General features: G+C 65.3%; 9 protein-coding genes. 6 read left to right on the top strand and 3 right to left on the bottom strand.

From position 1 onward, the window contains the following. Positions 1–10 precede the first annotated feature (10 nt). The 3 genes from M2336_RS01690 to M2336_RS01680 all read left to right on the top strand — a co-directional run bounded on the left by M2336_RS01690 (position 11) and on the right by M2336_RS01680 (position 17,912). Positions 11–14,842, top strand: a complete 14,832-nt coding sequence (locus tag M2336_RS01690; RefSeq protein ID WP_264592514.1) for an Ig-like domain-containing protein — start codon at positions 11–13, stop codon at positions 14,840–14,842. A gap of 12 nt (positions 14,843–14,854) precedes the next feature. Beyond that, positions 14,855–17,284 (top strand): tetratricopeptide repeat protein, encoded by a 2,430-nt coding sequence (locus M2336_RS01685; RefSeq protein ID WP_264573729.1) that lies wholly within the window; start codon positions 14,855–14,857, stop codon positions 17,282–17,284. A gap of 67 nt (positions 17,285–17,351) precedes the next feature. After that, positions 17,352–17,912, top strand: coding sequence for a helix-turn-helix domain-containing protein (locus M2336_RS01680; protein ID WP_264571916.1), 561 nt, complete (start codon positions 17,352–17,354; stop codon positions 17,910–17,912). A 93-nt stretch (positions 17,913–18,005) separates the two neighbouring features. Here M2336_RS01680 and M2336_RS01675 read toward each other — a convergent pair whose 3' ends face one another. Together M2336_RS01675 and M2336_RS01670 are read right to left on the bottom strand one after the other, a co-directional pair. After that, positions 18,006–18,680, bottom strand: coding sequence for a tyrosine-type recombinase/integrase (locus tag M2336_RS01675; protein ID WP_264573728.1), 675 nt, complete (start codon positions 18,678–18,680; stop codon positions 18,006–18,008). Positions 18,681–18,994: 314 nt separating this feature from the next. After that, positions 18,995–19,633 (bottom strand): ankyrin repeat domain-containing protein, encoded by a 639-nt coding sequence (locus tag M2336_RS01670; RefSeq protein ID WP_264588588.1) that lies wholly within the window; start codon positions 19,631–19,633, stop codon positions 18,995–18,997. 75 nt (positions 19,634–19,708) lie between these two features. On the opposite strand from M2336_RS01670, the gene M2336_RS01665 reads away from it, so the two are divergent. From M2336_RS01665 to M2336_RS01655, 3 genes are read left to right on the top strand one after another with little or no spacing between them, the layout of a single operon-like run. Next, a complete protein-coding gene (locus M2336_RS01665) occupies positions 19,709–20,356 on the top strand; it encodes an SCO family protein (protein WP_413715949.1) in 648 nt (215 codons plus the stop codon). Next, positions 20,353–20,778, top strand: coding sequence for a YcgN family cysteine cluster protein (locus M2336_RS01660; RefSeq protein ID WP_264571920.1), 426 nt, complete (start codon positions 20,353–20,355; stop codon positions 20,776–20,778). The genes M2336_RS01665 and M2336_RS01660 overlap by 4 nt, the downstream gene beginning before the upstream one ends. Continuing rightward, positions 20,759–21,472, top strand: coding sequence for a M48 family metallopeptidase (locus tag M2336_RS01655; protein WP_264573726.1), 714 nt, complete (start codon positions 20,759–20,761; stop codon positions 21,470–21,472). Before M2336_RS01660 ends, M2336_RS01655 begins: the two co-directional genes overlap by 20 nt. Positions 21,473–21,552: 80 nt before the next feature. Here M2336_RS01655 and M2336_RS01650 read toward each other — a convergent pair whose 3' ends face one another. Then, on the bottom strand, positions 21,553–24,429 hold the full coding sequence (locus tag M2336_RS01650; protein ID WP_264573725.1) for a TonB-dependent receptor: 2,877 nt from the start codon (positions 24,427–24,429) through the stop codon (positions 21,553–21,555). Between the last annotated feature and the right edge of the window lie 64 nt (positions 24,430–24,493).

The raw sequence follows: 24,493 nt of genomic DNA, 5'->3' as shown, positions 1-24,493 counted from the left end.
GTCAAAGGTCATGGCAATCACGTCGAAATATATCATCATGAACACCACCAATGGTGGCAACTTCATCGATTTCGAGCTGAATTACGGAACGTTGTCTCTGGATGGGCAGGAAATTCAGTTTCTGGGCTCCTCTTTTGTGGACGCCATCTTCATCCGTCCCGGCGCGACCTATTCGCTGAGCACAGGTGCGGGCGCGGACCGCATCTATTTTGAAGGATCGCTGGCGGATTATACGGTAACGCGGACCGGTGCGACGCTGACCCTGTCGCGTACGGTCGAAGGTAAGGTCGAGACGGTCAATCTCGCCAGTGCCAACTCGGCCACGACGCCCGACGCGCTGATTTTCGCGGACGGCACGGTCGCGACCAACGCGCTGTACAATTATGTGTCGAAAGGCGACCCGCTCCCGGTGCCGTCCGGCGAGACCTCGACTGCGCCGACCGGCGCTGCGGCGCCGGGCGCGGACCTGTCCGCCACCGTCAAGGTCGTGTCCTTCGATGCCAACGGTGAAACCATTTCCCTCTCCAAGCCGGGCGTGACTTTCCAGATTCTCGGTAACAACGGTGTTGATGTCGTCTATGTGGCAGATGGGACGACCATCGATGCATCGGCGCTGGGTGGCGGTACGGACGTCATCTATTTCCGCGGCCGGTGGAGCGATTACACCAAGACGGTGAGCGGCTCGCGTATGACGCTCACCCGCACGGTGGGCGATAACGTCGAGACCGTGACGGTGTCGGCAGCGGGCAACACGCTGAACGATCTGCTCGTCTTCGCCGATGGCGCGGTGCGCTCGCAGGTGGCGGGCACGGCTGTCAAAGCCAATGCCACCGTCGCCCTCGCCGACCTGTCCGGCAACGATCCCGCCACGGTGACACCCGGCCTCAACGTGGCGATCCAGTCCATCGCCCAGCCGGCCGCGCCGAGTTGGTTCAAGGTTGGCGATACGCTCAGCCTCACGCTCAATTTCTCCCAGCCGGTCGTGCTGGCCCAAGGCAAGACCGTCACGGTCGTGGCGTTGATCGGCGGGCAGGAAGTGCTGCTGACGGCAACCGGCACCAGCGCAACGGCGGCTGGCGTGCGCGGGCTGGAGTTCACCGCCGCGCTGGCCGGCAATCTCTATGATGGCGACGGCATCACGCTCAAAGCGGACAGTCTCGCGCTCGGCACTGCCACGACCGACGATTTCAAGGGCGAGGGCGGCTTGCCCGTCGTGCTGACGTCACCCGCGATTCAAGCGCCCAATATCCGCGTCGATACCGGCGCCCCGGATGCCGCGACGCTCAACCTTGTCGGGAATGCGGTGAAGGGCGTCGACGCGGCGCTCTCTGCGGATGGCGTGTTCTCGCTGACGGCTGAAAACCAAGCCACCGTGCAGATCGAATTCCGCAGCGCGAACGGCGTGATCGTGCGGACCGTCACCGGCACAGGCGCCGCGCAGGCGATCACCCTCAGCGCCGCCGATCTGGCCGAGCTGGGCGATGGCCCGGTGCAGGTCTCCGTGCAGGTCACCGATGCCGCCGGCAATGTGTCCGCGCAGAGCGACCTCAGCTTCACCATTGACGGGGAGGCGCCGGGCGCACCGGTGCTGGCTCTGGGCACGGGCGTCGGCACGGGCGCGACGGCGGCGGAAGCCACGTCGGCCAACGGCGTGGTCCTCGTGACTGCCGAGGCCGGATCCAGCGTGGCGGTGACCTTCACCAATGGCACCAGCAGCATCACCAAGCAATTGAGCGCTGACGGGACGGCGCAGGCTGTCGTCCTGACGGCGGAAGATCTTGCGACGCTGGGCGATGGCCAGATTGCCGTGTCGGTCACGGCGACGGATGCTGCCGGCAATGTCTCGGCGGCGACGCCGGTTGCCTTCACGCTCGATACCGTCGCGCCCAGCGCGATGGTCGCCAGCGCGGATGCGCAGAGCGGGATTATCGCGATCACCGGTCAGGAAGCCGGATCGACCATCGAATACAGCATCGATGGCGGGCAGAGCTGGAGCCAGAGCTTCGCGGCGCGGGCGGGCACCAATGCCGTTCAAGTGCGCGAGGTGGACGCTGCGGGCAATGCTTCGGCGCCGCAGTCGCTGAGCTTCAATCTGGCGACGGCGCTGCCCGCGCTGTCGGTCGGGCTGGCGCAGGATAGCGGCCTTTCGGCCATTGACGGGCTGACCAGCAATGGCAGCCTTCAGGTTTCCGGCGTGAGCGCGGGCGCCACGGTGGAGTACAGCATCGACGGGGGGCAGAGCTGGACCAGCGCCTTTACGGCGGTGGAAGGGCTCAACCATGTCCACGTTCGCCAGGTGAACGGTGCGGACCTCTCTCCGCCCGTGCTGCTGGTGTTCACGCTCGATACGGTCGCGCCGGAGGCGCCCGCGATCACCGTCGCTGCGAATGTCGCGAACGGCGCGACCGCTGCGGAAGCGCTCTATTCCGGCGGCGCCGTGCAGGTGGCGGCCGAACTCGGCACGTCCGTCGCGGTGACCTTCGCGACCGCGCAGGGGAGCGTGGTGAAGACCGTATCCGGGATCGGCGCCGCGCAGGCGGTCGTTCTCGATGCTGCGGATCTCGCCATTCTGGGTGATGGCGAGGTGGCGGTCTCCGCTATCGCGACCGATGCATCCGGCAATGCGTCGGTTGTCGCGACGAGCGCATTCACGCTCGACACCACGGCCCCCAGCGAACCGCTTCTCGACCTGATCGGCGATGCGCAGAAGACAGCGGCGGAGGCGACGGGCACCGAGGGCGCCATGGCGGTGACGGCGGATGTCGGCACCAGCGTGCGGCTGGTGTTCAACGGCACCAGCGGGACGGTGACCAAGCTCGTGCAGGGCACGGGCTCGGCGGTCGCGGTCAGCCTGACGCAGGCCGAGCTGATCACGCTCGGCAACGGCACTGTCGCCGTTTCGGCCACGGCCAAGGATGGCGCCGGCAATGTGTCGGCAGCATCCGCGCTCAGCTTCGTTCTGGACACGGGTCTGCCCGATGCGCTCGTCGTCGAAGGCAATGAATATACCGGAATCCTCAGCATCACCGGGCAGGAGCCGGGTGCGCTGATCGAGTTCAGCGTGGATGGTGGCGCGACCTGGAGCAAGAGCTTTACGGCCAATCCGGGCCCCAATTCGGTAATGGTGCGCCAGACCGACGTGGCCGGCAACATCTCGCCGGCCACGCTGGAGGAGTTCACGCTCGATCCCTCGATCACCCTGACGTCGCTGTCCCTCTCGCTCGGCAATGATACCGGCGTCTCGAACACGGATGGCGTGACCTATGACGCAAGCCTGGTCGTCGGTGGCCAGGAGAGCGACACCGCGCTGCAATACAGCCTCGATGGCGGCGAAAGCTGGAGTTACGACATCGGCAAGCTGGACGGGGCGACCCTGCTGGCTGTCCGGCAGTTCAATGCCGTAAGCGGCAAGTTCTCCGCCGCGTCGATGATGAGCCTGACGGTCGACACAGCGCCGCCTGCCGCCCCGACGGTCACGCTGGGCGCGGGCGTCGCCGATGGCGCCTCGGTGGATGAAGGCACATCGAGCGGCGGCATCGTGCGCGTCACTGCGGAAGCCGGGGCCACCGTGGTGGTGACCTTCACCGGCGCCGACGGCGTCGTGGAAAAGACGATGACCGGCACCGGTGCCCCGAAGGCGGTTCTCCTCTCGGCTGCCGAACTGGCCCAGATCGGCGATGGTCCGGTGGCGGTCACGGCCGTGGCCAGCGATGCAGCCGGCAACACCTCGCTGAATGGCACGGCCAGTTTCACCCTGATGACGGCGCTGCCTGACTCGCCGCTGCTGCAAATCGTGGGGAGCGAGACCAAGTCCCTGGCCGACGCCCTGTCGACCGACGGCGTGCTGACGGTGACAGCCGCAGCAGGCCTCGGCGTCCGCCTCGTCTTCACCGGCGTGAGCGGCACGGTCGTCAAGGTCATTGCCGCAGCGAGCGGCGGTGAGGACATCATCGCGATGACGTCCGGCGATCTCGTGACGCTGGGCGATGGCCCCATCCTCGTGACCGCGCTTGCGCTGGACGTGGCCGGCAACGCTTCGGCACCGGCGACGCTGGACTTCAGTCTGGATGCGGTGCCGCCCGCGGCGCCGCTGCTCACGCTCGGCGTGGGCGTGGAAAATGGCGGTGCGACCTCGGCCGAGGCCAGCGCCGGCGCCGTGCTGGTGAAGGCCGATACCGGCACCATCGTCACGCTCACCTTCACCCATGGCAGCAATGAGGTTGTGAAGGCTATCACGGCCAACGGCGCCTCGCAGGTGATCCGTCTCACGGCCGGCGACATGGCGCGGCTGGGTGACGGGCAGGTCCAGGTGACGGCTGTCGCCACGGATGTCGCCGGCAACCAATCCGATCCGGCCCAGGCGGCCTTCATTCTCGACACGGCCGTTCCGGTTGCGGGCCTCACGCTGGTTGGTGGCAGCACCAAGTCTTCGGCTGACGCGCTCTCGGTCGACGGCGTCGTGCTCGCCGCTGCCGAAAACGGCGCGGCGATCAAGGTGACGTTCAACGGTTATTCGGGCCGCACGGAAACGGTCAATCTGATCGGCACCGGCACGGCTCAGGCCGTGACGCTGACGGCAGCCCAGATCGCGGCCTTGGGTGACGGCGTCGTCCAGGTCTCGATGGTCGTCACTGATCTAGCGGGCAATCAGTCCTCGCTCGAAAGCCTGACATTCAATCTCGACGCCGGCGCGCCGGAAGCGCCCACGCTGACGTTGGCCACCGCTGCTGCGAACGGCGCGACGGAAGCGGAAGCGACGGCCCCGACCGGCATTCTCACACTCTCCGCTGAGCCCGGCGCCGTCGTCTCGGTGACCTTCAGCGGGTCTGTCGGCAGCGTGACCAGAACGCTGGTCAGCGATGGCGCGCCTAAGACGATTGTCCTCACCGCGCTGGAACTGCAGACGATCGGTGACGGCGCCGTGGCCGTGTCCGCCGTCGCCAGCGATGCCAGCGGGAATGTCTCCACGCCGGCGACCTCCAGCTTCACGCTGGACCGGCAGGCGCCCCTTTCGCCAACTCTCGCCCTTGGCGCCGGCGTTGCCGGCGGTGCGACGCAGGCCGAAGCGCTTGCGAGCACCGGTGTGGTGACCGTGCGTGCGGAAGGCGGGTCGGCCATCACGGTCACCTTCGCCGGGTCCCTAGGGACAGTCTCGAAGCAACTGGTCGCCACGGGTGCGGTCCAGGCGGTGACACTCACCGCCGCTGATCTCACCACGCTGGGTGATGGCGCTATCTCTGTGACCGCCACGGCGACGGACGCGGCAGGCAATGCCTCGCCGGTGGGCACGCCGCTCGAGTTCGCGCTGGATCGGGTGGCGCCCAGTGCGCCGACCCTGGCGCTCGGCACCGGCATCGCGGACGGTGCGTCGGCAGCGGAAGCCTCCTCGCAGGGGGGTGTGGCTCTGGTCACGGCCACGGCCGGGCTGACGGTGAGCGTCACGTTCAAGAATGGCAGCAACCAGATCGTCAAGGAAGTGGCGGCCACGGGCGCGGCGCAGGCGGTGGTCCTGACCGAAAATGACCTGGCGACGCTGGGCAGCGGCACGATCTCGGTCAGTGCCCTGGCCCGCGACGAGGCGGGCAACGCCTCGACGGCCGCCACGTCCAGCTTCACGCTGGACACGGTTGCCCCGGCGGCTCCGCTGGTCTCGCTGATCGGCGCTTCGGCCAAGACCAGCACCCAGGCTGCCAATGTGCTCGGCGTCGCTCAGGTGACGGCGGAGAATGGCTCGGCTGTCACGGTGACGTTCACCAATGGCATCAACAGCGTGGCCAAGACGCTGACCGGCACGGGAGCGGCGCAATCCGTTGTGCTGACGGCCGGTGACGTGGCATCGCTCGGCAGCGGCACCATTGCCGTGTCCGTCACCGCGATCGACGCGGTGGGGAACATCTCGCAGTCCGGCAATGCGACCTTCGTCATCGACAACACGCCGCCTGCTGCCCCCGTCATCGCGCTGGGTGCAGGCGTGGCGGATACCGCCTCGCTGGCGGAAGCCACGGCGAGCACGGGCGTCGTAACCGTCGCGGCGGAGGACGGCGCGACGGTGACTGTCACCTTCACCCGCAGCGGCAATACCGTGACCAAGACGGTCACCGGCGCTGGCACGGCAAAGGCTGTGGTCCTGACGGCCAGCGATCTGGCAGCGCTCGGCGACGGAACGATCTCCGTCTCCGCCATTGCCAAGGATGTGGCCGGCAACACCTCCGCCGCAGCCACACCGGCAAGCTTCGTGCTGGATCGGACGCCGCCCACGGCGCCGGTGCTGGCGCTCGGCGCCGGCGTCTCCAATGGCGCGACGCTCGCCGAGGCCAAGGCCGCCACGGGCGTGGTGACCGTCACGGCGGAAACTGGCGCTGCCGTCACCGTGACCTTCACCAATGGCGTGAACAGCGTCACCAAGACGCTGACCGGCACGGGCTCGGCCCAGGCTGTCACGCTGACCGCCGCCAATCTGGCGACGCTCGGCAATGGCACCATCTCGGTGTCCGCAGTGGCCCGTGACACGGTCGGCAATGACTCGGCGGCGACGAGCCGGACCTTCACGCTCGACATGACCCCGCCCAACAATCCGACGCTGACGGTGGTTGGCTCTACGGAGAAGTCCGCGGCGGCAGCAAGCAGCTCGGCGGGGGCCGTGACGGTTTCGGCCGAACTCGGCTCGGCTGTGACCGTGACGTTCACCAATGGCGCCAATGTCGTGACCAAGACCATGACCGGCACCGGTGCCCCGCAGATCGTGACGCTGAGCACGACCGATCTGGCGACACTGGGCGACGGCTCCATCTACGTCGCGGCAACCGCGACCGACACGGCAGGCAACGTCTCCGCCGGCGGCGGTTCGGTGCAGTTCACGCTGGATCGGGTCGCGCCGAATGCGCCCACGCTCACGCTGGCTGCGGCCATTGCCGACGGTGCATCCATGTCCGAGGCGCTCGCCGAAACGGGCGTCGCGACCGTCATGGCCGATGCTGGCTCGCTGGTCACCGTGACCTTCGTCAACGGCTCCAACAGCCTTGTGAAGAATGTGGTCGCCACCGGCCTCACCCAGGCCGTCACGCTGACGCAGGCGGATCTGACGGTGCTGGGCAATGGCACGATCTCGGTGTCGGCGGTCGCCACGGACGCGGTTGGCAATGAATCCGCCGAAGCCAGCCGCACCTTCCTGCTCGACATGACGCCGCCCAACCCGTCCGTCCTCGCGCTGGTGGGCTCGCCCGCCAAAACGACGGCGCAGGCAACCGGGGCCGGGGGTGTCGTCAAGGTCACCACGGAACCGGGCGCCACGGCAACGATCAAGTTCACCAGCACGGCCGGCACGATCACGAAGACGCTGGTCGGCACCGGCGTGGCGCAGACGGTCCTTCTCTCGGCTGCTGACGCGTCTGCTCTGGGTAACGGCACGGTGAATGTGTCCGTGCAGGTACAGGACTCGGTCGGCAATCTCTCGACCGCTGCCACCACCAGCTTCACCATCGACGATGTCGCGCCGAATGCGCCTGTCATCGTGCTGGGCACCGGCGTGGCCGACATCGCCTCGGCGGCGGAAGCCACGGCGGCCACCGGCGTCATCACGGTGCAGTCGGAAGCCGGCGCCGCCATCACAGTGACCTTCACCAATGGCAGCAAGAGCGTCACCAAGGCGCTGACCGGCACGGGATCGGCGCAGGCCGTGGTGCTGAGCGCCGCTGATCTTGCGACGCTGGGAGATGGCACGATTGCCATCAGTGCCAGCGCCAAGGACGCCGCCGGGAACACATCGCCCGCAAGCACCAGCAGCTTCACGCTGGACAGCATCGCGCCGGTTCCGCCCACGCTGGCTTTGGGTGCGGGCATGAGCGATGGCGCCACGCTGGCGGAAGCCAGAGCTGCGACCGGCGCCGTCGTGGTGACGGCGGAAGTCGGCACGACCGTCACGGTGACGTTCACCAACGGCAGCGCGACCGTGCAAAAGTCGATCGTGGCCGCAAGTGGTCCGAACCCGGTGACGCTCTCGGCATCGGATCTCACCTTGCTGGGCAATGGCACGATTTCGGTCTCCGCCGTAACCAAGGATGCGGTGGGCAACGCCTCGACGCCGGTGACCGCCAGCTTCACGCTGGATATGGTCGCGCCGACATCGCCCACCCTTGCCTTGCTGGGTGATGCCACCAAGTCGTCCACCGGCGCCGCCGCCCCTTCGGGCGTGGTGACGGTGACGGCGGAAGCCGGCGCCGTGGTGAAGGTCACCTTCGCGCGTGGCAGCAATACGGTCGTGAAGACCCTCACCGGAACTGGGACCGCACAAAGCGTCGCGCTCTCGGCGGCTGAAGTGGTCGCCCTGGGCGATGGCACTGTGGCCATCACGGCGGTGGCGACTGACCCGGCAGGCAACGCCTCATCCATTGCCTCGGGTGTCCAGTTCACGCTGGACCGTGCAGCGCCGGGTGCACCCACGATCACGCTGGGCACGGGCGTCGCCGACATCGCCTCAGCGGCGGAAGCCACGGCGGCCAGCGGCGTGATTAGCGTGACCGGCGAAATCGGCTCCAGCATCTCGGTGGTGTTCTCGAACGGCTCGAACAGCATCGTGAAGACGCTGACGGCGACTGGCTCGCCTCAGGCTGTTGTGCTGACCACGGCTGATCTGCAGGCGCTGGGTGATGGCACGATTGCCGTCACCGCGCAGGCGAAGGATCCGGCGGGCAACGAGTCGGCCGAAACGGCCAGCAGCTTCGTGCTCGATCGGACGCCACCGGCGACGCCGACCATGACCCTCTCGGACGGCATTGCCGGTGGCGCTACCGCCCTCGAGGCGCTTGCGAGTACCGGTGTGGTCAAGGTGACGGCGGAGGCCAATGCGCTGGTCGCGGTCGTTTTCACCGCCGGGGCCAACAGCGTCACCAAGACGTTCACCGGCAACGGCCTCACACAGACGGTGTCGCTGACCGCGAACGATCTGGTGAAGCTGGGCAATGGCGCGGTATCGGTCTCCAGCTTCGTGACGGACGCGGTCGGCAACCAGTCGGCCGCCGCCACCAGCACGTTCACCATCGATACCGTGGCGCCGACCGGCCCCACGCTGCTGCTCTCTGGCACGGCATCGAAGAACGCGGAGCTTGCGGTCGGCACGGTCGCGACGGTCACGGCCGAACAGGGGGCGACCGTCACCGTGACGTTCGTCCAGGGTACAGTGGAAATCACCAAGACGCTGGTGGGCACGGGCGTGGCGCAGGATGTCGTTCTCACGGCGACCGACGTGGCTGCCTTTGCGGACGGTGCCATCACCTTCTCGGCGGTGGCGCGGGATCCTGCCGGCAACGCATCCGTGGCTTCGGCGACCCGTCAGTTCACGCTCGATCGGGTGGCGCCCGCCGCGCCTGTCATCGCGCTCGGAGCGGGGGTTGCAGATGGCGCCTCCTCTGGGGAGGCGACCGCCGCAGGCGGTGTAATCACAGTGACGGGAGAAAATGGCGGCACCATCCAGGCCGTGTTCATCGGCAACAGCGGCTCTGTGACCAAGACGGTTGCCGCCGACGGCACGGCCAAGCCGATCGTGCTGACTGCTGCCGATCTCACCGCGTTGGGCAATGGCGACGTGCTCGTCTCGGCGCAGGTGACGGATGCTGCAGGCAACATCACCACGGGCGATCCGCTGACCTTCCTGCTCGATACCGTCGCGCCGACCGCGCCGGTCATCGGCTTGCCGGCCTCGTTTACCGGGGGTGCGTCGACAGCCGAGGCGCTGGCGAGCACGGGTGCTGCGACAGTGACGGCCGAGGCCGGATCTGTGGTCGCCGTGACCTTCACGGGCACGCTGGGTACGGTGACGCGCACGGTCATTGGCACCGGTTCGGCGCAGGCGGTCACGCTGGATGCGTCCCAGCTCACAACGCTTGGCAATGGCAATGTTAACGTGACGGCCGTAGCGACGGACGCAGTGGGCAACATTTCGTTGACGAGTGCAACTGGCGCGTTCTTGCTCGACACCATCAATCCGACTGTCACACTCACTACCGGTAATAGCGCGAACACCACCACTACGACCGTTCGGTCCTCGGAGCTGGGCACCGTCTATCTCGTCAATACCACGATGATCCCGACGGTGACGAAACTGGAGGATATCACCACTGTCGATGGCAAGTATTGGAACTCGGTCGCTATCACCACCGCGAACAGCAATACGACCATGAACCTACTTGGTTTGGCTAGTGGAACATACCAGGCATATTCCGTCGATGCGGCCGGCAATATTTCTGCGGTCAGCTCTACCACCTACACTGTGAACGCCGTTGTTGAGGCGAGCGCTCTGAACCAAGCTTCCGCTTCCGTCGGTTTCGCATTTTACGGCTCAACCAGCGCTGAATTGGTGGGGCAGTCGGTCGACTACATCGGCGACATCAATGGTGATGGTTATGGTGACTTCGTTGTAGGGCCTACTGCAAACAGCACTTATGTTTCCCGTTCCTATGTTATCTTCGGCGGTCCGACCAATTTGAACGGCGCGTATAATGTCAACGCCCTCACTGCCAGCAACAACACGCTGGGCTTCTACATAAGCGGCTCTCAATGGTATGAGTATTCGGGCCACTCCGTGTCCAGTGCTGGTGACGTCAATGGCGACGGTCTCAACGATCTGTTGATCGGTGCTTATGGTCGCGACAACGGCAATGACTTGGCCGGCGCCGCTTATATCGTCTATGGCAAGACCGGCGGCACTTACGTCGATCTGGGCGCTCTCCCTAGTGGGGTCGGCGCAACAAAATCGAACGGTTTCGTGCTCTTGGGCAGCAACACCGACGGACGGGCAGGTTACGCTGTTTCCGTCGCCGGTGACATTAACGGTGATGGCTATGCCGATTTTCTGGTTGGAGCCTATTATCAGGATGTCGGTTCGGCCAACGAGGCCGGGCGAGCCTATGTCGTTTACGGTCGCTCCAACAACACCACCATCGACTTGTCCGCGCTCACCGCAGCGAGCAATACGCTCGGCTTCATGGTCGAGGGGTCCAGTACCAGTGACCAGTTGGGATATGCCGTCAGCGACGCCGGAGACGTGAACGGCGACGGTCTGAGCGATTTCATCGTTTCAGCTTACGCTGCCGACACCCCTGGCAGTAACTCTGGTGCGGCCTATGTCGTGTTCGGTCAGACCGGCATCAATGGCGCCAGTCTGAATGTCTCTGCACTAACGGCCGCGACCAACAGCCGAGGCTTCATGATCAGCGGGTCGAGTGCGAATGACCAGGCCGGCTTCACCATTTCCGGTTCCGGTGACATCAATGGTGACGGTCTGTCCGACGTGGTGGTCGCCGCCCAGTATGCCGACAACGGGACTGCTGTTGACGCGGGCAAATTCTACGTGGTCTTCGGCAAGACAGACGGTGCCGGCATCAATGTGAGTGCGCTGTCAGGTGGCGGCAACACGCAGGGCTTCGTAATCAACGGCTCCGGCACCTCCGATTATGCCAGCAGCGTGTCGGTGATCGGCGACATGAATGGTGACGGCCTGGCTGATCTGCTGGTGGGCTCGGTATCTTCCGATGCGAATGGCGGTGGCGATGCCGGCAAGGCCTATGTGATCTTCGGCAAGACAGACAGCAACGCCGTAGACCTGTCCGCCCTGTCTATGGCGGGTAATACGCAGGGTTTCGCCATTCACCAATCCGGCCAGGCCAATGCCTATCTTGGCAGAGCTGTGTCTGCGGGCGACATCAACGGCGATGGCCTCGTCGATCTGATGATTGGCTCCAACTATGTGGACTATAATTACACGGATGGCGGCGGCGTCTTCGTGATCTACGGCTCGACCTCGGGCGTATTTTCCAACGCTGCCAAGGTCAGCCAGATGGGCACCAGCGGAGCCGACACGCTGATTGGTACGTCCGGCAACGATTCGCTGGTTGGCGCCGCCGGCAACGACGTGTTGCGCGGCAATGGCGGCGCGGACGTGCTGTATGGCGGTGCGGGCAATGACCGGATCATCATCAACGCGGATAACGTTGCCAAGCTCGGCCAATCCGGCGCGAGCATCCAGGGCGGCCTCGGTACCGACACGCTGGCACTGGACGGAGCGGGCATCACGCTCGATCTCACCACGCTGAAGGATGCCTTCGTCAAGGGCATCGAGAAGATCGACCTCACTGGCTCGGGCAACAATACGCTCAAGCTGAACCTCACGGACGTGCTCAACCTGCACGATCCGGAGGAGAGCGCGTTCAACGAGTTCGAGGCGCTCACCGGCAAGGTCGGCAAGCAGCAGATGATGGTCGACGGTAACAGCGGCGATGCCCTGCAGCTCGTCGGTAGCTGGCTCGACAGCGGTGTGGACGTGCAGGACGGCACCCGCAGCTACAGCGTCTACAACTATGCCGGGGCTGCGGTGCAGTTGCTGGTGGACAATCAGGTCACCGTGACGGTGCAGGATAATGCTGCCCCTGCGCCGAGCTTTGCGGACACGAGCATCAGCGGAACCGGCACGGACGTGGCCGTCGTCCGCTCGACCGAAGTGGGCACGCTCTATCTGGTGAACACCACGGCTATTCCCACGGTCACCACGCTGGCGGATATCACCGGCAAGGACAGCAAATACTGGAACTCGGTCTCCATTACGACTGCCGATACCAACACCAACCTCAGCCTGCTCGGCTTGGCCAGCGGGACGTACAAGGCCTATGCGGTCGACGCGTTGGGCAATCTCTCCTCGCCGAGCGCCAACAGCTTCACCGTGACGCCCGTCATCCAGGCGAGCGCGATCATGCAGGCCAGCAACTCGCTGGGCTATATGATCGCCGGTTCCAGCGGCACCGAGTCCTTCGCTGCATCGGTCAGCGCTGCGGGTGATGTGAACGGAGACGACTATGCCGACTTCGTGGTTTCGGTCGGCGGAGCTAACCAGACCGCCTCGAAATCCTATGTCGTCTTTGGCGGACCCAACAACATCTACGGCAGCGTGATCGACAGCATTTACAATGTCGCAACTGGAACGGCGGGCTTCGCTATCCTGGCGTCGTCGGCGAGCGATTATCTCGCCAATGCGGTGAGCGCGGGCGACGTGAACGGCGACGGTCTGGGCGATCTGATCGTCGGTGCCACGGGTGTCGATAATGTTGGTACGATTGCCGGGGCCGCCTATGTCGTCTATGGCAAGACCAGTGGGGCGACGGTCGCATTGTCGAGCCTGTCCACTGCGGTATCGGCAGGCTTCCAATTGCTGGGCGGTACGGCGAACGAACAAGCCGGCTTCTCCGTGTCCGCCGCTGGCGACATCAACGGCGATGGCTATGCCGATCTGCTGGTAGGCGCGAACACAGGCAGCACGAGCAGTCAGGGCCGGGTCTATGTGGTGTATGGACGCGCAAATAATAGCAGCATCAATCTGTCGGCGCTGACAGTGGCGACCAACACACTCGGTTTTGCAATTGATGGGTCAAGTGCCAACGACCAAATGGGCCTTAATACGACCGCGCTTGGCGACGTGAACGGAGACGGTCTCGCTGACTTCCTGATCGGTTCGCCTTGGGTGGACGCCAACGGCACCGATGCCGGTGCGGCCTATGTGGTGTTCGGGCGGACTGGCACGAGCGGAACGCCGCTCAATGTGACGGCTCTGACCGCAGCAACCAATACGCTCGGCTTCGCAATCAGCGGGTCGGTTGCCAATGACAATGCTGCATGGTCGATCGCCGGCAATGGCGACATCAATGGCGACGGTCTCATGGATCTCGTGGTGACGGCCCGTCTCGCGGATGCGCCCGCCGGTAACGACGCCGGCAAGACCTATGTGATCTACGGCAAAACCGGGGGGCAGGGCATCAACCTGAGCGCGCTCTCCCAGGCCACCAATACCCTCGGCTTCGTCATCAACGGATCCAGCGCCAACGATTTCCATAACAGGGTCACGGTGCTTGGCGACATCAACGGCGATGGCTTGGCTGACATGGCGATTGGGTCATGGCAGGCGGATACAGGCTTGGGGAACGATGCCGGCAAGGTCTATGTCGTCTTCGGCAAGTCTGACGGTAGCGGGGTGGATCTTTCCGCGCTCGGCGTGGCTGGCAATACCCAGGGCTTCATCGTTGAGGGCAATCAGGCCGGGACGCTCACCTTCGGGGCGGTGGCCGCCAGCGACCTCAACGGCGACGGCCTGGCCGACCTGATCATCGGCAGCAGCAATGCGGATGTGAATGGCCTGACCGACAATGGTGCTGCGTTCGTGGTCTACGGCTCGACCTCGGGTGTCTTCTCAACCACCAAGGTCAGCCAGATGGGCACGAGCGGTGCCGATACGCTCACCGGCACCTCGATCAATGACTCGCTGATCGGCGGTCAGGGCAACGACGTGCTCTTGGGCAAGGGCGGCATCGATACGATCTATGGGGGTAGTGGCAATGACCGGATCGTACTCAATGCCGACAATGTGGTGAAACTCGGCCAGTCCGGTTCCAGTATCCGGGGCGGTCAGGGTATCGACACGCTGGCGCTGGAGGGAACGGACATCATCACCCTCAACCTCACCACCCTGAAGGACGGTGTGATCAAGGGCATCGAGAAGATCGACATCACCGGTGCGAGCAACAATACCCTGAAGCTGAACCTGACCGATGTGCTCAACCTGCATGATACGGACGAAAGCGCGTTCAACGCGTTCCAATCCATCACCGGCGCGACTGGGAAACAGCAGTTGATGATCGACGGCGATGCTGGAGACTCGGTGCAACTGGTCGGGGCCGGCCTGTGGGTAGACAGCGGCCAGGACTATACCGACGGCGGTGTCAGCTACAGCTTGTACAACTACAACGGGGCTGCGGTTCAGTTGTTGATCGACAACGCGGTCACCACGACCGTTCTCGCAGCCTGAGGTCGCAGGTCCATGTTCCAGGGGCAGCGACCCGATCCGGAGCAGGCGGTCAAGGCCCAGTCGCGTGGCGACTGGGCCAGGGCGGCCGAGCTTTATGAAGACCTGCTTGCCGAGCAGCCGGACGATCCGGTGTTGCTCGGCAACCATGGCCAGGTGCTGCGCAAGCTGGGCCGTGATGACGAGGCGCTGGTGCAATATGGCCGGGCGATCGAGAGCCCGGAGGCACCGGCGGCGGTCTGGTTCAACTATGGCAATGTGCTCTACGACAAGAGCAAATGGGAGAAGGCTCAGGCCGCCTTCGAGCAGGCGCTGGCGCTGGAGCGGGAGGATGGCCCGGCCGTCGTGCCCGCCACCATCCAGCTCGCCCGCTGCGCCGTGCGGCAGGGCGAATATGAGGAGGCGCGGCGGCTGTTCAGCGACGTGCTGCGTCGCGACCCCAACAACTTCACAGCGTGGCTGGAGGCGGGCAATGTCTGCCGCCATCATGGCACGTTGGAGGAAGCACTCGACTTCTATCGTCGGGCCGCCGAGGCGGCGCCCTCGCGCTATGGCGCGCATCTGAGCGTCGCGCGCGCGCTCGAACAGGTCGGGCGGGAGGATGAGGCGGTGCTGGCCTGGCTCAAGGCGCTGGATTGCGCGGGGCCGGACGATCATGCCGACATCCACCACCGCATGGGGCTGGGCCGGGCAGAGCGGGGCGAGTGGCACCGCGCCGTCAAGGGCTTCCGCCACGCGCTGACGGCAGCGAGCGATTTCCACGCCGCGCGGATCGATCTGGCCGATGCGCTCATGCAGATGGGCGCGACCGAGCAGGCTGAGCCGCTGTTCGCTCAGCTGGAGGCGGTGGACCTCGACGAAGACGATGAGATCAGATTTGCCGGCACGCTGATGAAGCACAATCAGTACGACAGGTGCGATGCGGTGCTGCGCGCGCGGATCGAGAAGGATCCCGAGAACTGGAGGGGCCACTTCAACCTCGGTAAGGTGCTCATCGAGGGGATGCGCACCGAGGAGGCCGAGGCCTGCTTTGACCGCGTCGATGAGCTTGCCGGCGACGACGCGCCTGACCTGCGGGCGATGCGCGGCTCGATTGCCGGCAAGCGCGGCGATGTCGACACCGCGCGCGATATCTATACCGAGCTGGGCGAGGAGGAAGGGCCGGAGTCCGCCTTCCGCGGCTCGGCGGCGATGGCGGCGCTCTACAGCGAGACGATGACGGCGGAGGAGACCCGCGACTTCCATCAGAGGCTGTTCGCGCCGCTGGCCGAGGGTGCGAGGGAGGTAGCGTCCTTCGCCAATGATCGCTCGACCGGGGCGGGTGCTGCCGATGCCGGGAAGCGCAGTCGCCGCCTGCGGGTCGGCTATGTGACGGGCGACATGCATGGCGAGCATCCGGTCAGCCTGTTCATGCGGCCGGTGCTGGCGCGGCATGACCGGGACGCCTTCGAGATCACGGTCTATTCGCTGAGCCCGCTCACCGACGACATGACCCGCCGGGCGCGCGGCCATGTCGATCGCTGGCGCGATGCGGCGAGCATCAGCAACACGCGCCTGGCGCAGATGATCGAGGATGACGGCATCGACGTGCTGATCGACCTCATTGGCCACACCGGGCGCAATCGCGCGCCGCTGTTCGGCCGCCGGGCGGCGCCGGTGCAGGCGATGTTCCTGGGCTATCCCTCGACCACGGGCATTCCCAATATGGACTGGCTGATCAGCGATCCGGTGACCTCACCGAGCGACCATGCCCATCTCTACACCGAGCGGCTCGAGCATGTGCCGGGCTTCGTGTTCTGCTACGCGCCCGAGCGGGAGTTTCCATTCCCCGATTATGGCAAGACGCATCTGGAGCGCCCGCTCACCTTCGGGTCGTTCAACAACGTCTCCAAGCTGACGCCATACACCATCCGCCTCTGGGCCAAGGCGATCGTCGCCACACCGGGATCGCGGCTGGTGCTCAAGGGGCCGAGCTTCCTGGATTCGGTGGCGGTGAACCGCTTCGGCGATCTGTTCGTGGACGCCGGCGTTGCCGCCGACCGGCTGGAGTTCCGGGGACCATCGAGCCTCGATGAGATGATGGCGGAATATGCCGACATCGACATCGCGCTGGATTGCTTCCCCTATAATGGCGGCACGACCAGCTGTCAGGCGCTGTGGATGGGCACGCCCGTCATCACGCTGGCCGGCGAGAGCTTCGTGCAGCGTATGGGCGCGGGGCTGATGAGCGCCATCGGCCGGCCCGAATGGGTGGCGCAGGACGAGGAGGCGTTCGTGGAGATCGCCGTCCGCCTTGCCTCGGATCGCGCCGCGCTGCTGGAGGAAAAGCGCAGCCTGCGCACGCGCTTCGCCGCATCGCCGGCCGGCGACATCGATCGATACACGCGCGAGTTGGAAGACGCTTATCGCCGTATGTGGACCGACTTCGCGGCCGGGGGGGCATGACCCGCGAAGAGTTGGAAACCGGGGAGACGAATGGAGCGGCCTCGCGCTTCATGCTGGGGGCAGGGTTATGACCATATTCGATAGTGACTTCGAGAGCGTGGGGGCGGCCGTACCGCGATCGGCCGCCGGAATCGCGCTGATGGTGCGGCGGCTGGGAACGATGGAATCGGCCTATGCGCGGCTGATCTGGTCGCGGGCCCTGGCGGAAGCCATCGAGAAGATGGAGCACGCTTCTGCGAGCGACCTGATCGACAGCCGGACGGTAGAAGGCGATGCCCGCCGTTCCGCGCGTCAGGGCGACACGCAAATCCTGCGGATGCTGCAGGCGCATATGAACCTGCGCAGCCCCAGCGCCGTGCGCCTGCTCATGTGGCTGATGGCCAATCCCGATGTGTTCCACGCGCCGCACGAACTGCGGGCGAGCCTGGGATTTGCGGAAAGCTCGATCAAGGTGTTCGTGTCCGAGCTCCGCAAGGCGTTTCGCAACAAGAATATGCCGGACCCGATCGTCTCCTTCTATCGGCGCGGCTATTGCGTACCGGCCGATTGTGCGGCGCTGATCAAGGACGTCATCTCCCGCCTCGCCCTTGAGGAGACGAGCCTGGGGCGGATCAAGAGTCCGTCCTGAGGGGGGGATGCATCGCGCGCAAGGTGCATGGCGGGGCGGTTGCCGCACCACCCCAACCCCTCCTCTGAAGAGGAGGGGCTAAGATTGTGGTGTTCAGAAGAAATAATGCTCGGTTGCGGCAGGGCTGGCATTGCGCCGGGCTGCTGCCGATCCGGCATTGCGGTGGTTGGCGGATGGGACGCGGCGCTGCGCCAGGTCGCCGGCGCGGATGCGGCTCCAGATTCGCTCGACGATCTCGCGCTCCTCGGGGCCGACCGCTACCGCATAGATGCTCGTGGTTTCGATATTGGCGTGGCCGAGCCATGACTGCACGAGATTAAGCGGCGCGCCCGCCCCGAGCGCGGCGACGGCAAAGCCATGGCGCAGGCCGCGCGGGCAGGCTTGCGGGCCTTTGATATGCGTCCGGTCCATATGCTCGTGGACGTGGCGCCAGGCGGTGGTGCGGGACCAGCGCCAGAGGGGGGCGGCGCGATCATTGCCGGCAATATCGGTGAGCAGGCGCACCAGCCCAGACGAGATCGGCACGCGGCGGAAAATGCCTCTCTTCCGCTTCTTGAGGCTTTCGAAGATGACGACACAGGCGGCGGGGTCGATCCGCCCAAGGGTCAGGCAGAGCGCCTCCGAAATGCGGCATCCGGTTTCGGCGAGCAAGCGGCAGAAGGCATGGACGGAAGGCGGGGCAGTCTTTGCACTATCGAGGAAGCAGCTCATTTCGGATCGATTCAAATATTTTCGGCAGCCATATTCGTCGAATACAGACCAGTTCATCGATTTCGTCCCCCGTTGATGATCATTCTAATCTGGAACAGTTCGTCATGATTTGGATCATGACGGATGCTGCTCAAATTATCGTTCCGTTAACCATCAAGTAACAAATTTGGACTTGGGAGGAAGGTCTCGCCGATCCGAAATGGATGCAATAGCACTTGATCTGCGGACGGGATGCGCCCGGCCGGGTCGCGCGGCCCAAGCCGTGCGGTGAAGCATCCGATATGGCGTAATATCCCCACCGCCTGTCGATCCGGTCCCGCTTGCAATGCGGGCCGGGCCAGGCAGTCTGGCTTGTGAGCGTCAGGGGTGGCCTAGAGGCGCGGGCCTTGCACGGCGCCGCTGACCTTGGGCTTTTCCGCGCTGTTGAGCAGATCGATCAGGCCGCTCATCGGCGCGCCGGCCTTTGCGTAATCAAGCGCCGACATGCCGGCGAGGCGATCGCGGCGCAACGGGTCGGCACCGTTGGTGACGAGCAGCCGCACCATCTCCATGTCGCGCATCTGCACCGCGCGGATCAGCGGGGTTTCGCCGCTGCTGTTGGTCTGGTTGGGATCGGCCTTGTGGGCGAGCAGCAGCTGCGCGCCTTCCACGAAGCGGCGTTCCACGGCGAGCATCAGGGGCGTGCGGCCGTTATTGTCGGTCAGGTCCGCGCGCGCGCCCTTGGAGAGCAGATAATTGGTCATCATCACGCTGCGCTGGCCGACCACGATCAGCAATGCGGTCTCGCCGCTGGTGCGATCCTTGGTGTTGATCGGGGTGACGCCGGGGGTTTCGAGCACTTCGGCAATCTTGGCGGTATCGCCTTTGCGCACCGCCTCGAGGAAGCGGTAGCTGTCGGAGAATTGCGCCATGGCGGGCTGTGCCGTCACCGCGCCGATCAGCGGCGCCAGCGCGAGCGCCAGTGGGCTGCCCATGCGGACCAACATTCCCCTGCGCCGATCGATCTTCACCCTGTACCCCCTTCGCCTTGCGTTCGTCTCAAGCAGTTGCCTTGGCTCCAATAGCAGGGCATGGCTGGCCCTGTCATGAATAAAGCCTGCAAAAAAATCCTCGCGCTTTCCATCGGCTTGGCGCTGGCCGCCTGCCAGGGCCAGAGCGGCGGCAACCAGGCCGGCGGCAGTGAGTCGCTTCCTGCCGAGGGCAATCTCGTCGGCGCCCGGATCGGCGGCGATTTCACGCTGACCGACCAGAATGGCAAGAGCGTGCGCTGGGCGGATTTCCAGGGCAAATATCGCCTCGTCTATTTCGGCTACACCTTCTGCCCGGATGTGTGCCCGCTGGACCTCAACCGGATCATGCTCGGCTACCGGATGCTGGAGAAGGACCATCCCGAGGTTGCGGCCAAGATCCAGCCGATCTTCATCACCGTCGATCCCGAGCGTGACACCGTCGATGTGGTGAAAGGCTATGTCGCGCATTTCCATCCCCGGCTCATCGGCCTCACGGGCACGCCCGAGCAGATCGAGAAGGTGAAGACGGACTTCGTGGTGGTCGCCAGCAAGGAGGGCGATCAGGCCGCCAAGCAGGATTATCTCGTCAACCACACCCGCACGCCCTTCCTGTTCGGGCCGGATGGCAAGCCCATCGCGCTCGTGCCGGTCGAGGAACTGGCTTCGGCGGATGAAACGGTGGCTAAGGGCGTGCGCGATTTCCTCGTCCACTATGTCCGATGAGCTTCTGGGAGCAGCCTCTCGAAACGCTTGACCGCGCGCAGTGGGAGGCGCTGTGCGACGGTTGCGGCAAATGCTGTTTGCACAAGGTGGAGGATGCCGACACCGGACGCATCTACCCGACCAATGTCGCCTGCCGACTGCTGGATCGGGATACCGCCCAGTGTAGCAATTACCGCCAACGCCGCGCGTTCGTGCCCGATTGCCTGCGGCTGAGCCGGGCCAATCTGCAGGAGATCGAATGGCTCCCGCAGACCTGCGCCTATCGCCTGCGTGCCCATGACGAGCCCCTGCCGGACTGGCATTATCTGATCTGCGGGGATCGCGAGGCGGTGCATCGTGCCGGCCAGAGCATTCGCGGCTGGACGATCTCCGAGACGATCGCGGGCGATCTGGAAAATCACATTGTCGACCGCGCGCTCTGAGCACAGGCTCACGCTGGCGGACGGGGCGGCGCTGTCTGTCGTCGTGATGCGCCATGGGCGGGCGCGGCGGATGAAGCTGCGGTTCGATGAGCTGGGTGACCGGGCCCTGCTGACTATTCCCCCGCGTGCCTCCCTGCCGCGCGCCTTGGACTGGGTCCGGGCGCAAGGGGAGTGGATCGAGGGGCAGCGGGGTCGCAATGGCGGGCTCGTGACGCTGGCCGATGGCGCGCTTGTGCCCTTCGAAGGGACGCCGCTGCGCATCGTCGCGACCGGCGCGCGTACCCGGCATGTGCTGGCCGAGCAGGGCGAGCTACTGGTGGGCGGACCTGCCGATCTGGCCGGCGCACGAGCGCTGCGCTGGCTCAAGGCGCAGGCGCGAACGGCACTAACGACCGAAACGCAGGCACTCGCCACGCGGCACGGCCTGCCGTTGCGGCAGGTGGCGATCGGCGATCCCCGCGCGCGTTGGGGCAGTTGCTCGGTGGATGGTAACATCCGCTACAGTTGGCGGCTGATTCTGGCGCCGGCGCATGTGCGGCTGGCCACCGTGGCGCACGAGGTGGCGCATCTCGAGCATATGCACCACGGCCCGGAATTCCATGCGCTGGTGCGCGCGATTTCGCCGGTCTGTCCGGATGCGGCCCGCGCCTGGCTGCGCGCTGAAGGGCGTAGCCTGCATCGCTATACCGCCTGAGCGACCGCGTTCTTGATCTGTGAAAAACGTCGAAGGGCGCGGCTCGCACCGCGCCCTTCCGTCGTCCTGGCTATGCCCGCTCAGAAGCGGCTGCGCACCGTGATGCCATAAGTGCGCGGCTCGGCGAGATAGGCCGAGAAGAGCTGGTTCGACATGGCGCCGAACCGACCCAGTTGCGCGCGCGACTGGTGATTGGGGCTGGAGCTTTGCAGCGGGCTGTTGAAGGCGACCTGGCTATAGTCGCTGTCGAACAGGTTCTGCGCCCACAGCTCGATGGCCCAGGCCTGCCCAGGGCCGCGCAGGCCGATGCGGGCATTGGTGACGATGTAGCCGTCCTGCGCCTTTTCCGGATAGAGGTCCGAGCCGGTGTTATAGTCGCCGGTGATCCGGTTATCGACATAGACGAGGCCGCTGAAGCCGCCGCCCAGCTCCGGTGTCCAGGCAATGCTGCTGGTCGCCACCCAGCGCGGCGCGTTGCTGTTATCCTGCCCTTCGAGCAGGAACAGCGCAGGGTCGAGCGGCACCGAGCCATCCGCATTGCCGACAAGCTGGTCGGCGAACTTGGCGCGAGTATAGGTCACGCCTGCCGTGGCCCGCAGCGAGCGGACTGGCTGGACATAGGCCTCGATTTCGACGCCCTGGCTGATGAGGCCGGGCTTGGTCTCGGCACAGGTGCCGTTCGCGGCCTTGGCGCCATCGCAGCCATTGATGTTCTGGACGACGAAGCTGGTGCCGTTGAAGGTGTTGAGCTGGAAGTTGCTGAACGCCTGCCGGAAGGCGGCGAGGTTGAAGCCCCATTCGCGGCGCGCATATTTGAGGCCGATCTCGTAAGCGTCGACCGTCTCCGCGCCGAAGGCGAGGCTCGCCGCATCGGCATTGCTGCGCGGCGAGAAGTAGGTGATCGGCGCGATGCCGGTGCCGACCCCGGTATTGCCCAACTCGAACCGGTCCAGATTGTAACCGCCCGCCTTATAGCCCCGCGAATAGCCGCCATAGACCATCAGGCCGCCGCCGACCTTGTAGGACAGGACAGCCGTGCCGGAGAATTTGCCCTCGGTTTGCCGGTCCTGCAGGTCGAGCGCGTTGAGGCCGGTGCTGGCATTGCCCAGGCAGCCGAGCGTCAGGATGCCGCCGGCCAGCTGCGCGGCCGAGCCGAGCGCCGGATTGGTCGCGATGCCGGGCAGGGCGGAGGCCTGCAAGGCGGCGCAGGTCGCATTGTTATTGTTGAGATCGCCCGAGAAGCGCTTGGTCTCGCGCGTGTAGCGAACGCCCAGGGTCAGATCGAGCGCATCGGTCAGGTGGATGATGTTGTGGGTGAACAGCGCCCAGTTCTCGCTGCGCTGATAATAGCGGCTGTCGGTATCGCCGCCCCCGTTGGGGATGGTCGCCAGCGCGGTAAGGCCGGTACCGAGGCCGCCCGAAATCGCGCCCGCCTGCGCTGTTGCCGTCGCATTGGCCACCGTCGGCGAGGCCCCCTGGCTGATCGCCCGGGCGTAGATGGAGGCATAGAGGCCAGCATTCAGACTGGCTTGCGTTGCGCTGATCAGGTTGCCCACGTCTGGCGTGAGCGCGTTGCCGTCAATCGGCGCGGCGCACAGGCTGAGCTGGGCGGGGGAGAGGTTGCTGGCGGCGCCGGTGCCGGCCATCAGGCGGCAGGCAGCGAAGCGGCCATAATCAGCGCCGAAGCGGATATTGTCGCGCAGGGTCAGTTTCTCATTGGCGTAATAGCCGCCCACCAGCCAGTCGAGCATGCCGCCCAGCGCCGAGCCCTGCAGGCGCAATTCCTGCGTGAAGGTGCGGAACTGGCGGAAGGTGCCTGGGTCACGATAGAGCAGGTCGGCGGTGGAATAATCATAATCGCCATAGTCGGATGACTTGTAGTCGCGATAGGCGGTGATGCTGGTCAGCTTGGCATTGCCGAAATCATAATTGATCTCGCCCGAGAGGCCCCAATCCTCCAGCTTGCTCACATAGTCCCGGCCCGGCGTGATGCTGATGTTCCGCTGATAGGGATTCTGGGCATAGGGCGTGGGGCCATTGGGGAAGCGCGTGCCGAGCGCGCTCAGGATCGTGACGATGCGGTTGGTGGCGTTCTGCGTGTAATTGGTAGGCGAGCTGCCCACTTCCTCGCCGGTGTCGATATAGACGGCGCCGCAGCAGCTTTCGTCGCGGTTGGTATAGTCGCCGATCAGGCGGACGGAGAGCGCATCCGAGGGCTCCAAGAGCAATTGCCCGCGCAGGAAATAGCGGTTGCGGTCATTGGTGTCGCCGATCTTGGCGCCCGAGCCGTCCACGATATTGAGGAACCCGTCGCGCCGCGAATAGACGCCGTCGATGCTGGCGGCGATGGTCTCACTGAGCGGGCCGGTGATCCGGCCGGCGAGCCGCCAAGCTTCATAATTGCCGAAGCTGGCTTCAGCGCTGCCGCCCCACTGAAATTCCGGCGCCTTGCTGACGATGTTGAGCAGACCGGCCGAGGCATTGCGCCCGAACAGCGTGCCTTGCGGGCCGCGCAGCACTTCGACGCGCTCGATCTCGCCGAGATCGGTCAAGCCCGCGCCCGTGCGGGAGCGATAGACGCCGTCGATGAACACCGCGACGGAACTTTCCAGACCCGGATTGTCGCCCACCGTGCCGACACCACGGATGCGCGCGGCGCCATTGGCTTCCGATCCGGTGGAGGAGACGAGCAGCGAAGGGGCGAGCTGGTTGAGCTGGCGAATATCGTTCGCGCCGCTGTTCTGCAGCGATTGGGCGGTCACCGCCGAGACGGCGATCGGCACATCCGAGAGCGGGCTGGCGCGCCGCGTAGCGGTGACGATGATTTCGCCCATATTGCTCTCATCGCCGCTCTGCGCGGTCGCATCGCTGGCGTCCTGAGCAAAGGCGGGGGTGGCAAGGGCGCATAGCAGTGCGGCAACACTGGCAGACGCAATGAGGGATGGCTTGGGCATCATTCGCTCTCCTGCACGTTTGTCCGGTCCGGCATTTGTGCCGGTTATTCGAGAGCATATGCCAATA

Origin of the sequence: Sphingobium sp. B1D7B, assembly GCF_025961965.1 — a bacterium.
Classification (GTDB): domain Bacteria; phylum Pseudomonadota; class Alphaproteobacteria; order Sphingomonadales; family Sphingomonadaceae; genus Sphingobium.
This window is presented reverse-complemented; position numbering and strand designations above follow the sequence as displayed.